Raw genomic sequence first — 15,201 nt, 5'->3', positions numbered from 1 at the left:
GAAGAAAAGATCGTGGATATGGAAACTAAGACTGCGACATCCTCTGCGGAAAAAGAAACGCTCAAGAATTCGCTTGAAAGATGGGAGATTGAGTATAAAATGTTACCAGAGACAAGGCGGGTCATCAGCAAGCTGGAACGGGAGAAGAAAGACCTGCAAAAAAGCAAAGCCCTGATGGAGCTTAAGTTTAAGCGTATGGAAGATGAGCGCTTGAACCAGTACGCGCAAAGCGAGATCTACCGCCGTCAGATCGTGGATTATAAGAAGCGTTATGAAGAGGCCCTGGCCAAGAACCGGACATTCGAAAAGAAGCTTGAACAGCTGCCCGCGCGTTTTGCCGAGATCTCCAGGCAGAACAAAGTCCTGGTAAAAGAGACCGCCCTGATGCATTATAACCTGGGTGTGTTTTACACAAAGAACAAGGAGTACCAGCGGGCAATGGCCGAATTCGAGAAAACGATCGAACTTAACCCGGATGACCCGTATGCGCACTATAATCTCGGGTATATCTATGCCGAATATATGGTCAACCGGCCCAAGGCGATCGAGCAGTTCCGTAAATTCCTCCAGTTGTGCAAAACCGAAGATAATGATGTGGATTGGGTGAAGAAATACATACTTACCTGGGAAACCTGGGCAGGCAAGAAACCTATGGATTAAAAAGGCACCGTAAAAAAGGAGAGATGGTTATGAAAAGGATAACGTTGGGATTACTGGTTCTGGTTTTTATTCTGGCATTTTCTCCCCGTTCTTTCGCCTGGTTCTGGAATAAAGATTCCGCGGAGCAAGCTACTGTTGAGAAAGACGCCGCGGCGAGCGCCAGCAAGCCGGCGGCTGCCGGTGTCCCAAGAGAGGTGAAATCCGTTAAACCCAAGAAGGAAGCGGATAAAGCCGCGAGCGCGTCTGATAAAGCCCGGATCGAAGCGGATAAGGCCCACAGGGCTCTGATCGAGCAAAAACGCAGAGAAATGAACAATACCGAGTGGGCTATAGATTTGTCCAAGCTTACCGGCAAAGGCAAGAAAGAAACCGATACGGTGACCTTTAAGACGAATCAGGTGTTCGCCGGCGGTTATGTGAAGAAAGGTTTTCAGCCGACTAATTACTCTTTAAGTATCCAGGGCGACGGAAACTTTGTCTGGGAAACTATGCAGTCTTCGGAGAAATCCGGACTGGCTTTCTGGAGAGGAGAGATCTCCGCTGATATGCAAAGCATGCGCGGGGTGCTCAGCCATCAGATCAGCGATAAGGCGAAAGAAGAATATTCTTTCGTGAGCACGGCAAAAAATATCGTTTCCGCGGAATAAGGGTATTATGTACACTTCTTTTTGGGGATTAAAAGCGAAGCCGTTCGAAAATACGCCTGACCCGCAATTCATCTATTATTCGAAGCAGCATAAAGAGGCGGTCGCCAGGCTGCTTTATGTGGTCCGCGAACACAAAGGCGCGGCGCTGTTTACCGGAGAATACGGCAGCGGAAAGACCCTTTTGTCGCGCGTCCTCTGGCATGAGCTTCAGCAGGAAAACAGGTTCCAGTCGGTGTTTATCCTTAATCCCCGGCTCTCCGGCCTGGAATTCATCCAGGAGATCGTCCATCAGCTGAGCAACTCCGAGGCGGCGTCGAACAAGATCGACTTATTCCATGCCCTGCACCGGATACTTTACGCAAATCATAACGCCGGCAAGCACACGGTAATAATAATCGATGAGGCGCAGGCGATCCAGGACCAGGATATATTCGAGGAAATAAGGCTTTTGTTGAATTTTCAGCTGGATGACGCGTTCCTGCTCACCATAATACTTATCGGCCAGCCCGAGCTCAAATACAGCGTGATGAGCCTGCCGCAGTTTATGCAGCGGCTGGCGGTGCGTTATCACCTTAAAGCGCTGGATGAGAATGAGACAAAAGAATACATCCGGCACCGCCTTAAAGTCGGCGGGGCAACCAGGGATATATTCGAGGAAGAAGCGCTGAAAGAGGTTTATTTCTGCACCTCAGGCACGCCAAGGCGGATAAATACGATCTGCGACCTGGCGCTTTTGGTCGGGTTTGGCAACGGCGCGGCTATGATCGACAAGAAGACCATTTCCAAGATAAACGAAGACCTCGGTTCCGCTGATTTCGACGTGCCGTTCACCAACCCGGCATCCTCTTCCGGCGTATCCGAACAGGTAAAAAGTAACCTGGAGAATCTGGGCCTCGACAGTAAACCGCGTAAAAAATAACAAAAATGTTCAGTATCTTAGATATCCTTAAAAAAAGCAAACAGGAAAAAAAGAGGCTGGAGTCGGAAAAAGATAACAGCTTGAATCCCGGCCAGGCCGATATGGAAGGGGCTGCGCTGTCTGATCGTTCCGCAGAGACGGCGTCTTTGTTCACCGGTAAGACCAGCATAAATCTTTCCAGCGTGTTGACGAAAGAGAGCATCGCAGAGAATATCCGGCTTCTTGGCCAGATATACGCGCAGGCGTATGACCAGGCCAAACAGATTTATTCCAACGACCTTAAATTCCAGCCGGGGGTAAAAAAAGATATTGATTCCCTGGTGGCCAGGATGTCCGAACTGGTAGAAGTAGGCGCCAAAGAGTCCCTGAGATTATGCCTGGCGGAATATCCCAACAATGAGGAGTTCCTTTATTACCATGTCGTTAATGTATGTTTTATGTCTTTGGAGATAGGCCTGGCCCTGGGGTATGACCATACGCGGCTTTTGGAATTAGGGACAGCGGCCTTTCTGCATGATATCGGCCTGGCTCAATGCAAAGATATAATATCCAGGGCGGATAAATTCAATCCCGAGGAGTATAACAGGATCAAGCAACACCCGAAGATCGGCGAGGATATCCTGAAAAGGGCCGAACCCGCGCTTACCCCGGGGATAATCGCGGGCGTATCGCAGGAACACGAGCGCATGGACGGCACGGGTTATCCTGATGGCCTGGAGTCCACGGAGATCTCGGAATATCCCCAGATAATCGCGGTAATGGATGTTTACGAGGCGTTGACGCATCGCCGCCCCTATCGGAATAAGAATACCCCGGCTCATGCGATCAATGTCATACTGAACAATAAAAAAGCTTTTTCGGCCAGGATAATAAAGGCGTTGATCGAGAGCTTCGGTATATTCCCTGTCGGGTTCCTGGTGCGTTTGAACACGAAGGAAACCGCCCAGGTATATAAGAATAACCCGACATCGCCATTGCGGCCGCAGATCAGCGTAATGTTCGATCAAGAGGGCAAGGAGCTTAAGGATGTAAAGTCCGTGGACCTGCTTACAACGCCGTTGCTTTATATTGAAGAATGCCTGGAGTATTTCAAGAGACCTAATGGGGAATAAAAAAGACACATATTTTCTGCTTGCAGCCGTCGGATCCATAATCCTGGTTGTATCCGTTTTTTCAGCCCTGAATAACGAGAAAAAGATCAGCGGACAGTTGAACAGCCTGTTGAACGAGGCGATCCGGGAAAAAGAGCAGCTGCAGAACAGCGTTTCTCAGCTGGAAGATAAGATCAAGAATAAGGACGCCAGGCTTGATCAGCTTGGCGATGCCCAGGCCTTAAGGGCTTCTTTGGACAGCGCCCGCAAGACTATAGACGATCTTGATAAGAACCTGGCTAAGGCGATCAGTGACCGCGCCGCGATCCAGGAGAACAATATAAATCTGAAGACCCGGCTGGAAAATACCACCAGGGAATTCGCCAAGGCTGTTGAAGAACTGAAAAACGTTAAAGGCGAATCGGAAAAGTCGCAATCCGGCAACCAGGGGTTGTGGAAAAAGAAAAGCGACGATTATGAAAAGGTTTTGGAGCTGAGGTCCAGGGAACTGGCGGAATTAAGGTCCGGTTTAGAGGAGCTTAAGGCTGAGAATGATAATTTGCTGAAAGCCAATAATGAGCTGGAAAAGGGGATGCGGGATCTGGATAAAAAAGGCGCTCTAAGCAAACAATCATCCGCGGGCCAAGATGTGTCCGGCGCGAATGCCAGCCAATTAAAAGAAAGCATAAAACAACTCAAATCTTCTTTAAAGGAAAAAGACAGCCGGATCCAGCAATTGCAGCAGGAATTGGCGCAATTTGACAATGTTTCTTTTAAGGCTAATTCCGGATCTCAAGCCAGACAGAAGTTCCTTGAGAGCCTGGAATCCGCTAATAAGGAGCTTAAAAAAAGGATATCCGAACTGGAAAAGGAATTAGCTTCTTCCCGCAGCGAGGCGATGCGGCTGCAGTCCGGCAGGGAGGTAAAAAAGATGTCCGGGCTTTATGAGAACGCTAAAGACCAGGTAAGCCGCTTGACCGACTTATTGCTTAAGAAAGAACAGGAGATAGATTCAGCCAGGGAAGAGGCGCTGGGGGCAAGAGAGAAATTATTCAGTTTTCAGGTTAAATTATCGGATCTGGAAAAGAGTCTTTCCGCCAGCAAGGGCAATGACATCCGGCTCCAGGATATGCAGAAGCAGAACCTTTCCCTGCAGGCGAAAATGAATGAATTACAGGAGGCTTTGGACAAGAAGCTGGAGCTCGCTGAATCGCTGCAGAAAAACCTGGCTTTCCTGACCCAACAGTTAGCCAGGAAGGAAGAAGAACTAGTAACTTCTCAAGCCCGGTTGAGAGGCATAGATAGTTCTTCCAGAGAGGAATTGGAGCGGGAAAAGGCGCGGTACGCGGAAATGAACCTGTTGTACGCCAGTCTTAAGACTCAAATGGCTCAGTTTTCCGACGCCTTGAACCAGAAGGATGCGGAGGTGGAACAGAGGCGAAAAGAAGGCGCATCTTTGAAAGAAGCGATCGCGGAGCTGAAGTCGCGTTCAAGCGCCCTGGAAAGGGAGCTGGCGGACGCGAAAGAGCGGCAAAAGAAGACCCTTGACGACCTGATCGAGTCGGTAAAATTGAACGCCGTGTTGCAAGAGGGCAAAACCGGCGCCTTGCCGAGGAAAGAGGCGGGCTCCGCGGGCAAAGACAAGGCCGATGAACTCAGGCGCAAGATCGAGGTGATCTTAGAGCCGCAGAATAATGAACCCGGTGCGGTAAAATGAATGCAAAAATAAAGAATATAATATTATTGGCGTTGATAGTCCTGGTTGTTCCGGCGTTTATAAACGCCGCTGACGACCAGGAGCAGGCCAAGGATTATTACCGGCTGGGTAATATCTATTACCAGCAGGGAAGGTATACGGAGGCCGAAGAGCAGTATCAAAAGGCGATGGATTTGATGAAGGCGAATGATCTTGCAGCGGTGGTTGTTTCGGATAAACAACCGGTTGCGAATAAAGTGGCGGCTGTTTCGTCTGCCCCGGCTGTTGCGGCGGCGGAACCGAAAACCGGGGGGGCAGTAGAGTATCTTATCGGTGACGAAGACATTTTATATATATCCGTGTGGCAGAACCCGGACCTGACCCAGGATGTTATAGTCCGCCCTGACGGGATGGTGTCATTTCCTCTGATAGGCGATATCCAGGCCACCGGACTTACAATAACCCAGTTAGATAACGCGGTTACGGAAAGATTGCAGGAATTCATAAAGTATCCCGAGGTTTCGATATCCATCAAAACGATCGGCGGCAGCCGAGTGGTTATATTGGGCCAGGTATCCAGCCCCGGAGTTTATTCTGTCGCCGGTAAGAGATCGATCATGGAGGCTGTCGGAATGGCAGGCGGTTTCACCCGGGACGCTGTCCCGTCAAGCACCGTTTTGATAAGGGGCGGGTTTAAAGGGCCTGACGCGCAGAGAATAAACCTCTCCAAAGTGTTTAAAGGCGATCTAAGCAAGAATATTATCCTGCAATCGCAGGACATAATCTTCATCCCCAGGAAATTCATCTCCGACGTGAATTATTTCCTTAGCCAGGTCCTGGACCCTCTCTCCAAAGGCGCTTATACAAACAGGGAACTCAGGTCGTGGTAAAGCTGTCTCGCAGCTTGTTTATAACCCCCGTTCTTAAGAACTTCGTCGTTTTTACCTTGCCTGCAAATCGGTAAGCGCATAAGGTTTACGATAAAATGGCTAATAGGCGTCTGATCGTGAACGATCGCTCAAAAAAAGAAGAGATCTCCGGGGACAGGGAATTCCTGTTCTTTAATGTAAAAGGCCCGAGTATGTTCCCTTTTATTCGGGAGGGCGATGGTTTTCTCGCCAGAAGGGCGGTCGCGAAAGACCTGCGAACCGGGGATATAATACTTTATTATCCGGCAAGGCAAGGACCGGGGGTTTGCCATCGTTTACTGAAAAAAGAGCAGAAGAATGGAAAAATAATTCTATATGCTCAGGCTGATGCCTGGAACGAAGGCCCGGATATAGTCATTGAGGATGAACTCTGGGGCAAGGCGGTCGCGGTTATCCGAGGGCGCCGGATCATTAATATCTCTTCGTTTGAGGCGCGTTTGTTCGGGCGGACGGCAGCCGCAATACTGCATTTCGCAAGGGCGGCGAAAAAATGTCTTTTGGGATGCGTATCCGGGATAAAAATGATATAATTAAATGAGTCCTTATACGTAACGGCATTTAAAAAAGGAGACAGAAAATGGTAGCAGACAGGACTATCTCCCGCAACCCTAAGGTTATATTTAGGGTTATCGGCAATGAAACAGTATTGCTGCCGGTTTACCGGACTTCCGAAGAGATAAATTGCATATATACCCTGAATAAGCCGGCGGCAAGGGTTTGGGAAATGCTGGGAGGAAAGACCCGGGTCTCGGCGCTTAAACGCAGGGTCCTGAAGGAATTCGATGTTTCAGCGGCCGCGGCTGACCGGGAGTTGGAAAAACTGCTAAAGGAATTAGGCGAGATAAAAGCGATAATATAGAAAGGAGTCAGATATGGCCCAGAAGATGAAGTTTAAACCGGTGATCACGCGCATAAAACTGAACCCCGAACAGGCGGTATTGTCCTGCGCCTGTTTCAGCGGAGGATATATGTCGGGCGGCGGGGCCAGGAAATCCAATACATGCTTTTTGAGCCCTACAAAATCCACCTCAAACTCGAAGAGCACCAGCACCGCGGTATCCAGTTAAGAAAATCCAGCTTATTTCTATACCTTAATGCTCAACCGCAGCCCGCTTTTTTTTTATGATAAGATAAACGCTCAACCCGGTGTTTTAACCCCTGACGCGCTGCTTGAACTCACCTACCGCTGTAATTTGAGATGTATCCACTGCTATGCCAAAGATTCCGGGAATAAACGCAGAGAATTAACCGCTTCTGTCTGGAAGGATATATTGGACCAACTGGCCCGGATGGGATGTTTATGGGTTACTTTTACCGGAGGCGAGCCCCTGATCCGCGATGATTTTCTGGAGATCTATGCTTACGCCCGGGAAAAGGGTTTTCTGGTCGTATTGTTCACCAACGCGACTTTATTCACTGAGCGGGTCATAAAATACCTTGCCCGGAATCCTCCGCAGGCGATTGAAGTCACCCTGAACGGAAGTGACAGCAAGACATATGAAGGTATAAGCGCGGCCAGGGGCTCTTTTGTGAAATGCGCGGGTAATATAATACGGCTGGCAGAGGCAGGTTTGACTCTATCGATCAAAGCCAACCTGATGAAGCAGAATAAGAATGAGCTCTGGCGAATAAAGGAATGGGCTGATTCTGTCCTGAAAAAGACTCAAGGGGAGTATCTTTTTAAATACGACCCGCTTATTTATCCGCGGATAAACGGGGATAAGTCGCCTTGCGGATACAGGCTTAATTTTGGCCAGATTACCTCGGCTCTTCGGAGGCATAAAGACCTGTGGAATAACTTCTGTCAGGACCTGCGGAAAGATATACCTGATCCCCCGGAAAAGATAGATTCCCTCTATTATTGCGCCTGTTCCAAATTCAAGCCGACGATATCTCTCGACGGAAAACTGAAGTTCTGCGTATTCTCGGAGGATTTTAGCGTGGACCTTAAAGAATACCCGTTAAAAGAGGCAGTAAACATGCTTTATTCGCGTATCCGCCGGGAGAGATTTAACCGGCCTTCGGCCTGTTCCCGGTGTTCGTTGCGGACCATTTGCGGATGGTGCCCGGTAAGGGCGCGTCTGGAGACCGGAAGCCCTTATCGCAAAGTCGGGTATTATTGCCGGATCGCCAGGCGCATAGCGGAAATGACCATCCAGCAGAGGAAGGCGGGCAGTAAGGCATGAAGTTTGAATCCATCCGTAATTTTAATAATAAAATAAAAGAACAAGCTGAACAGTCAGGCTTTCCGTTGAGGATGATGTTCGAGCTGACTTATCGCTGTAATTTCCGCTGCGGGCATTGTTATATACCTGAAGGGTACAACAGAAGGGAAGAACTGGGCACAGGGCAGGTCATTTCTGTCTTGAAACAACTCAAAAAGGCGGGCTGTTTCTATCTTGGTTTTACCGGAGGAGAACCGTTTTTAAGAAAAGACCTGATGGAAATACTGGATTTTGCCAGGCAATGCGGTTTTGAGGTTATTATCCACACCAACGGTTATTTCATAGATGATGAAAAAGCCCGGGCGCTGGCAGCGCTCAAGCCCAATAAAGTCGATATTACTTTGCCTGCGTTCACCGAAGGCGTTTTTGAATCCATAACCGGGGTTAAGGGTTCGCGGGAACGTGTTTTCTGCGCCGTTAATATGCTGAAGGATTATGGCGTAGCTTTAGGATTAAAGACCTGTTTGTTGAAACGCAATTATTTGGAGATCGCAAAGATAAGGAATTTCGCCTCTTCCGCGGGGATAACCCTTCGCGTTGATGACCTGTTATTTGCCTGCCTTGACGGTTCTCAAAGACCGTATAAATATACTTTTAAAGCGGTTCCGGCTGCCCCTTTGAGCAGGAAAATAAAGAGCGCAAAAAAGGAATGCCCGGCTTCGGCGGGTGATGATATCTTCAGATGCGGCGCGGGAAGGAGCCAGGCGGCAATAACCCCCCAGGGAAAACTCAAATTCTGCCTGATGATCGATCATCCGGGGCTGGATATAATCAAGGGATCGTTCCGCGGATGCTGGGAAGAGCTTAAAATGAAGGCCCGCGCAATAGGTTCAGCGGCAGCCGGCGAATGCCGGGGCTGTGACCTCAGGGGTTATTGTAAATGGTGCCCGGCCAGGTCCTGGGCTATAAGTAATGATTTTTACGGTTGTGATGAAAGATGCCGGGCAAGGGCTGAAGAGCTGGCCCGGCAGTAATAAGCCGATTTAAGGAGGGACAACGTTGGAGAAAATAAGACTTAATATCGCAGATACGATCATTGAGATGCGCAGCAGTTTTTCGCAGACTGAATTCAGGCGTAAATCCGATAAGGATAAATTCCAGAGGCGCTACAGCAATTTTTTCTGCCGGAAGAACGGCACGGTGGATATCCAGATCGAAGTGGATGTCGTCAAGGAATTGCCGCCGTTCGCCGCAAAAAACGAGGTTTTCCGCGTTATCCACCCGTATGATCAAAGTCAAAACTGGCGGTTAGCCAGGATAAAGACAGGTTATAGGTATGAATCTTTGGTCAAGGGCCGCAGCCTGGCAGCTTATATCAACAAGGAATTCGATAAGGTAAAGGTTTATATTCCTGCCCGGGCCGAATGGGGGTTCCGCTGGCATATAACCGACCTTATTTATGATTTTCTGCAGGTGCTTTTAATCAATTATTTTGCCGTGAGAAAGAACGGGATATTTACGCATGCCGCGGGTATGCGGGATATCGACGGCAAAGGCCTGGTCTTTGCCGGGGAGTCCGGCTGCGGGAAAAGCACAACCGTAAGAATATGGAACCGTTACAGCCGGGCGATGCTGCTGAACGACGACCGGGTGATCATCAGAAAGAAAGACGGAGGGTTCTTTATTTACGGCTCGCCCTGGCATGGGGCTTTCAGCGATTATCTGGAATCGAAAATGGAACGCGCTTTGCTCAGCCGGATTTTCTTTATTCATCATTCCAGGGTAAATACTGCCAGGCGCGTCGGTTTTGAGCAGGCTTTCAGCCTTTTGTATCCGGCGATATTCCCGGTTTTCTGGGATCCCCGGATCCTGGGGAATATAATATCCTTTTGCTGCGAACTGGCCAAAAATACCGAGTGCGTCTTGATGGGGTTCGCCAAGGATAAGAGGATAATTGATTTTGTGCGCAGGATCGAGGAGCATCTTCAAGATGAAAAAACGGAATAATGCTTTTTCCCCGAAAGATATGCCTGATGCCGCAGGAAAACGCCTGAAAATGAAGGTAAGGCGCATATTGATCGTTTACTGGGATGGGTTGGGGGATGTGCTGGTAACTATTCCGTTTCTGGGGGTATTAAAAAAAATATTCCCCCGGGCAGAGGTCACTTATGTCGCCGGAGGCAAAGGCGGGCCGGAAACTTCCGGTTTGGAACTGCTGAAGGGCAGCCCTTATGTCACGCATTTGATAAGGTCAAGCCCTTCGATCCTGGCCAGGCTCGTAAAGCAAGCCCCGTATGACCTGTCCATCGATCTCTGCGGTAATTCCACATCTAAATTAATAACGAAAATCAGCGGCGCCGGTTTTTTTGTCCGGTCAAGATTTCGGGGCATACCGTATGTGTTTTACTATTCTCCTTCTGCGGGTATAGTAGAAAAAGTGCGCTTTGAGAATAATCTATACCTTGCTGCAGGGGCCAGCCGGATCCGGCAGTTACTTGAGATATCCCGGGTGTTCGGGATAAAATATCCCGGTTTTGCCCTGCCGCAGATCCGCCTTTCTCAGGCTGAACGGGGTTTCGGCAAAAAATACCTGCGCAAATTGAAGGGAGGCAATGCGGGTTTGTCCATCATTGTCCATCCCGGAGGCAGGAACCCTTTTCGTTTATGGGAGATAAAGAACCATGTTGCGCTTTGCGATAAGATAATTGAGAAATACCAGGCTGATGTATTTATCGCATACAGTGAAGACGAAAGATCATTTGCCGAAAAGATAATGCGCGGCTCCCGTAATAAACTGCATAGTATATGCATAAAACCTATCCGGGGCTATAGCTCGGTGATCTCCGCCGGTGACCTTTTTATCAGTACGGACGGCGGGCCGTTACAGATCGCATTGGCTTTAGGCGTGCCTTGTATCGGTATATTCCGCCGCCGCCTTAACGCCGAATACTGGTATGATTACCGATCCCGGAATAACCTTTTTGCCTGTTTTGTCCGGCAGATCCGGCGTTCTTCTGCGCCTAAGGAGAATATACAGAGGATAATGTCGGAAAGCAAGAAGGTCATTCCCAGGGAGGTTGATCTGGTTTTTGAAAAAGTGGCCAGGGCATTAAAGAGGAAGATCCGTGCGTAAAGTAGAATATCGCGATTTCAGCCTGAAGACCCATCAGGGCAACTTAAGGCGGAGAAAACCCAGTGTCTGCCAGTTTGAGCTTACTTTCAAGTGCGACTTCCGCTGCCGGTATTGTTATATATCCTGTTATAATAAACGCAATTACCTTAACAGGGAGCTGTCTACCAGGGATATTGAGCATATCCTGGATAAAGTGCATAAAAGCGGGGTATTGTGGTTATGTTTTACCGGAGGTGATCCTTTAACCAGGCCGGATTTCCCGCAAATATATCTTTATGCCAAACGAAAAGGTTTTTTGATCACGGTCTTTACCAATGGGTTGCGCCTGAATAAAAAAATCCTGGGATTATTCGCGAGATTCCCTCCTTTTATGCTGGAGTTGACGCTGAACGCGGTGAGCAAGCGGGTATATGAGAAGATCGCAGGCAAAACAGGTTCTTTTGAGAAGGTCAGGGATAATATCGTTTTGATGCATAAAATGGGAATACCTTTCCGGATCAAGACCCAGATGACCCGGGACAATCATAAGGAATTGCCCCGGGTAAAGAAATTTGTTGAGGGACTGGGGTTGGATTTTTTACCGGGGTATACGCTCTTCCCGCGGTTAGACGGGGATCTGTTCCCTTGTGATCTTCGGCTAGCCCCCCGGGAGCTGGTAAGGATGAATAAGGAATGGACCGGAGTATCCGAGGAATGTATTCTCGTGAATCCCGCAAAGGGAAAACAGTTGTTCAATTGTTCGGTTGTTTCAGGCGATAGTTATCATATCGATCCAGAAGGCAGGATGTTCCTGTGCAGTTTGTTAAGAGATCCGCGGTATGGCCTTAAGAGCGCAGGGGTAATGGAAAACCTGGGAAAGTTGCTGAAATATGCCAGGCATAAAGAATTCCAGACCGCTTCACGATGCCGCGGTTGCCGGCTAAGATACAATTGCCTGTCCTGTCCAGGCAGGGCCTATCTTGAGAAAGGGGATATGGAGACGCCGGTGGAATATTACTGTGAGTTAGCCCATGTGGAAAATGCCGATCAAGGACGTTAAAGAACTGTACCCTTTATGGGAACGCTGGTCGAAATTTTTAAGGCCTTTTGCCAGGCATTGGGCCGCCCTGGTTTCCCTGGGGCTGCTGGTAATGTTTTTGAGCCTGGTCTCTCCTTTACTGATAAAGGCCATAATCGACGAGGCCATAGCCAAAAAGGACATTGCCGGGTTTTTTGTAATTTCCGGGATCATTGCCGGGGTATATCTGGCGGGTGAAATTTCCGCCAGGTTTAAGGGCTTATTATTTGAGTATGCCCGGGCCAAGACACATCTGAATATCAGCAGGAGGGTGTTTGGACATATCCATAAGCTTTCCTTCAGTTGGTTCCAGGATAAATCCACCGGGGAACATATTTACAAAATAACCCGCGATATTGAATGCTCAACGGATTTCGTTATTTCGCTGCTGCCGCAGTTTTTTCAGATAGGCGCCCGGATGTTTTTGACCACCGTGATCGTGGTATTGATGGATTGGAAGATGGCGGCGTTTATCCTTATATCCGTGCCTTTGATCTACATCCCGGCTTATTGCTTAAGCAGGAAAATGTTCCGGGCCTCCGGGAGGATCATCGATATTTCCCAAACGAGATTCCATCGTTTACAGGAGATCTTCTCGCATGTGCTTATGGTCAAGGTTTTCGGCACTGAACGGTTGAGCATGAAAGGGTTCCGGGAAAATCTCACGGACGGCATACGCGCTGAAATGAGGATGGCGCGCATGGATGCAAAAGGTGTTTTCTTTACGGATCTGGCCAATAAAGGCGCGGCCGGCTTGGTCATATGCTACGGATTATTCCGGGTCATAAAAGGGGATATGTCGCTGGGAAGCCTATCCGCCATATCCGCTTATTTATTCCAGTTATCGGGCATGCATGCCGAATTGGGGGGTATACTGCATTCTTTAATGCCCGGATGGCTGTCTTTGCGAAGGGTAAACTGCATCCTTGATGAAAAACCGGTTATCGCGGATAAACCGCTGGCAAGGGATATACTTATATCGTCGGCGCAAATAAGGTTCGATGGGGTAAGTTTCGGATATGATCCAGGAAAGGATGTCCTGAGATCTTTGAGCTTCTCCATAGAGCCTGCCAGCCGTATCGCCCTGGCAGGTTATTCCGGCTGCGGCAAGACAACTTTGATCTATTTGCTCCTGAGGCTGTATCAACCCCGGCAAGGCCGGATATTTGTGGATAACCGGGATATCTCCGACTTCAAGATCAATTTCTATAAGCGGCAGGTGGGGGTGGCTTTACAGGAGCATTACCTGTGGAACGATACAATAGAAAATAATATAAGGTATTCTTATCCGCAGGCGTCTATGGATGAGGTGATGGAGGCGGCGCGGATATCAGGGGTCGATGAATTTACCCGAGAATTGCCCAAGGGCTTTGCCACGGTTATCGGCGAAAATGCGGTAATGCTTTCCGAAGGCCAGAAACAAAAAATAGCCATCGCCCGCGCTCTGGTCAAAAGGCCGAAGATCCTGGTCTTTGATGAAGCAATGTCTTCCATGGATTCTGCCAGCGAGAACCGGATCATTTCCGCAATAGAAGAGCGGATGGATGAGGTCACTTTGATAATCATATCTCACCGGCTTTCAATCGTCATGAAGATGGATACTGTCTGTTATCTTAAGTCCCCGCAGGATCTGGTCATAGACGCTCCTAAGAGGCTGCTGGCGAATAATGAGGGTTTTCGCGCCTTATTCAGCGGGCAGGATAAGCTTTAAGATGGCAAAAATAGGATTAAAAGAAGAGAAGGTTTTATTATTGTTCAGTTGTGTTCATCCTGATCGTTGGCGACGGGAAGAAACGGACCGGTGTCTGCGCGGTGAGATCGATTGGGATTGTATCGTAAGCGCCGCCCATAAGGAAGGGTTGAGTTGTCTATTGTATAACAGTCTTGATCGGGGGGATTACTGGGGATATGTCCCGGAGAAGATCGTCCGGGACCTGAAAAAAAACTATTACTCGGTATCCAGCCGTAATATCCTGCTGGCGGATGAGTCGGAAAGGGTTATCCGATGTTTCGCCGGAGAAGGAATAGAGACAATAGGGTTGAAAGGGATATTTCTGGCGGAAGATGTTTACGGAAACTTGGCTCTCAGGAAAACCACGGATATGGATATATTGGTCCGCGCGCAAGACCTTGCGCAAGCTGATAAGGCGCTCAGGGAAAGCGGGTATTATTCGTTTATAAATCCAGCGGATATCCTTAGAGGCCCCACATCTTCCTTGAACAGCGCCATGTACCATAAAAAAAGCGGCAAAGGGTATTTTGTGCATTTACACTGGCATATTGTTAATTCCAGCTGGCCTATTGGCCGGTTGACAGCGGGGATCAATATGGAGGATATCTGGCGCGATACAACAGGGCACGCCCGAGGGACCCGCGGCCTTTCCATTGAGCATCAGATTATCTATCTGGCCTTGCATGCCTTTAACCACTGTTTTGAGAAGCTTATACACAGCGTGGACCTGATAGAGTCATTCAGAAAATATAAGGATAGGCTGGATTGGGAAAAGGTCATCAGGATATGCCGGGGATCCGGGATAAGCGAGGTTGTTTATTATAGCCTGTTCTTTGCCGGCATGATCTTTTCCGAGCAGATCCCCGGACTGGCAAAGTTAAGACCCGGGAATTGCCGTTTGCAGAAGGCGTTATTTGAACGGTTCAAAAGAGATAAGCGCCGGTTATACATCCTCAATTATTCGGTTTATTTAATGCTGCAACCCGGGATTATTTCAAAAAGCAGGTTTGTCCTGCGGACTTTCTTCCCCCAAAAGGATGTATTGGCCCTGGAATCCGCATCGATCGGGAAAAAACCGCGGCAGTTGTCTCTTTTTGGAAGAATAATATCGAATATGGCAAAAGTATGATAGCGTGTTTTGCTAAAAACCTTGATAAATATATTATTATGTG

16 protein-coding genes are annotated in these 15,201 nt (G+C 48.6%); all 16 read left to right on the top strand.

What is annotated here, in order from left to right; translation table 11 throughout:
* Positions 1-660: tetratricopeptide repeat protein (locus M0R35_04830; GenBank protein MCK9594984.1), on the top strand; the 660-nt coding region annotated here is incomplete at its 5' end.
* 29 nt (positions 661-689) lie between these two features.
* The gene (locus M0R35_04825) at positions 690-1,307 is read left to right on the top strand and encodes a hypothetical protein (protein MCK9594983.1); all 618 of its coding nucleotides are present in this window, start codon (positions 690-692) and stop codon (positions 1,305-1,307) included.
* Positions 1,308-1,314: 7 nt separating this feature from the next.
* Positions 1,315-2,226 carry an AAA family ATPase gene (locus M0R35_04820; protein ID MCK9594982.1) on the top strand — a complete coding sequence of 304 codons (912 nt, stop codon included), beginning with the start codon at positions 1,315-1,317 and terminating at the stop codon, positions 2,224-2,226.
* 5 nt (positions 2,227-2,231) lie between these two features.
* Positions 2,232-3,338, top strand: a complete 1,107-nt coding sequence (locus M0R35_04815; GenBank protein MCK9594981.1) for an HD domain-containing protein — start codon at positions 2,232-2,234, stop codon at positions 3,336-3,338.
* Positions 3,328-5,034, top strand: a complete 1,707-nt coding sequence (locus M0R35_04810; protein ID MCK9594980.1) for a hypothetical protein — start codon at positions 3,328-3,330, stop codon at positions 5,032-5,034. The genes M0R35_04815 and M0R35_04810 overlap by 11 nt, the downstream gene beginning before the upstream one ends.
* Positions 5,031-5,903, top strand: coding sequence for a polysaccharide biosynthesis/export family protein (locus M0R35_04805; protein ID MCK9594979.1), 873 nt, complete (start codon positions 5,031-5,033; stop codon positions 5,901-5,903). The genes M0R35_04810 and M0R35_04805 overlap by 4 nt, the downstream gene beginning before the upstream one ends.
* Before the next feature lie 95 nt (positions 5,904-5,998).
* Positions 5,999-6,472, top strand: a complete 474-nt coding sequence (locus M0R35_04800; protein MCK9594978.1) for a S24/S26 family peptidase — start codon at positions 5,999-6,001, stop codon at positions 6,470-6,472.
* A 47-nt stretch (positions 6,473-6,519) separates the two neighbouring features.
* Entirely contained in the window at positions 6,520-6,801 is a 282-nt protein-coding gene (locus M0R35_04795) for a PqqD family protein (GenBank protein MCK9594977.1), read from the top strand.
* 13 nt (positions 6,802-6,814) lie between these two features.
* A complete protein-coding gene (locus M0R35_04790) occupies positions 6,815-7,009 on the top strand; it encodes a hypothetical protein (protein MCK9594976.1) in 195 nt (64 codons plus the stop codon).
* A 27-nt stretch (positions 7,010-7,036) separates the two neighbouring features.
* A complete protein-coding gene (locus tag M0R35_04785) occupies positions 7,037-8,128 on the top strand; it encodes a radical SAM protein (protein ID MCK9594975.1) in 1,092 nt (363 codons plus the stop codon).
* Positions 8,125-9,141 carry a radical SAM protein gene (locus M0R35_04780; GenBank protein ID MCK9594974.1) on the top strand — a complete coding sequence of 339 codons (1,017 nt, stop codon included), beginning with the start codon at positions 8,125-8,127 and terminating at the stop codon, positions 9,139-9,141. The genes M0R35_04785 and M0R35_04780 overlap by 4 nt, the downstream gene beginning before the upstream one ends.
* A 25-nt stretch (positions 9,142-9,166) precedes the next feature.
* Positions 9,167-10,114, top strand: a complete 948-nt coding sequence (locus M0R35_04775; protein MCK9594973.1) for a hypothetical protein — start codon at positions 9,167-9,169, stop codon at positions 10,112-10,114.
* On the top strand, positions 10,098-11,240 hold the full coding sequence (locus tag M0R35_04770) for a hypothetical protein (protein ID MCK9594972.1): 1,143 nt from the start codon (positions 10,098-10,100) through the stop codon (positions 11,238-11,240). The genes M0R35_04775 and M0R35_04770 overlap by 17 nt, the downstream gene beginning before the upstream one ends.
* On the top strand, positions 11,233-12,279 hold the full coding sequence (locus M0R35_04765) for a radical SAM protein (protein ID MCK9594971.1): 1,047 nt from the start codon (positions 11,233-11,235) through the stop codon (positions 12,277-12,279). Before M0R35_04770 ends, M0R35_04765 begins: the two co-directional genes overlap by 8 nt.
* Positions 12,260-14,008, top strand: coding sequence for an ABC transporter ATP-binding protein/permease (locus M0R35_04760; GenBank protein ID MCK9594970.1), 1,749 nt, complete (start codon positions 12,260-12,262; stop codon positions 14,006-14,008). Before M0R35_04765 ends, M0R35_04760 begins: the two co-directional genes overlap by 20 nt.
* Before the next feature lies 1 nt (position 14,009).
* The gene (locus tag M0R35_04755; GenBank protein ID MCK9594969.1) at positions 14,010-15,158 is read left to right on the top strand and encodes a nucleotidyltransferase family protein; all 1,149 of its coding nucleotides are present in this window, start codon (positions 14,010-14,012) and stop codon (positions 15,156-15,158) included.
* Positions 15,159-15,201: the final 43 nt, after the last annotated feature.

Source organism: Candidatus Omnitrophota bacterium, assembly GCA_023227985.1.
In the GTDB taxonomy this organism is placed as follows: domain Bacteria; phylum Omnitrophota; class Gorgyraeia; order Gygaellales; family Profunditerraquicolaceae; genus JALOCB01.
Note: the sequence above shows the minus strand (reverse complement) of the source record. Positions and strands in the feature narration are given on the sequence as shown.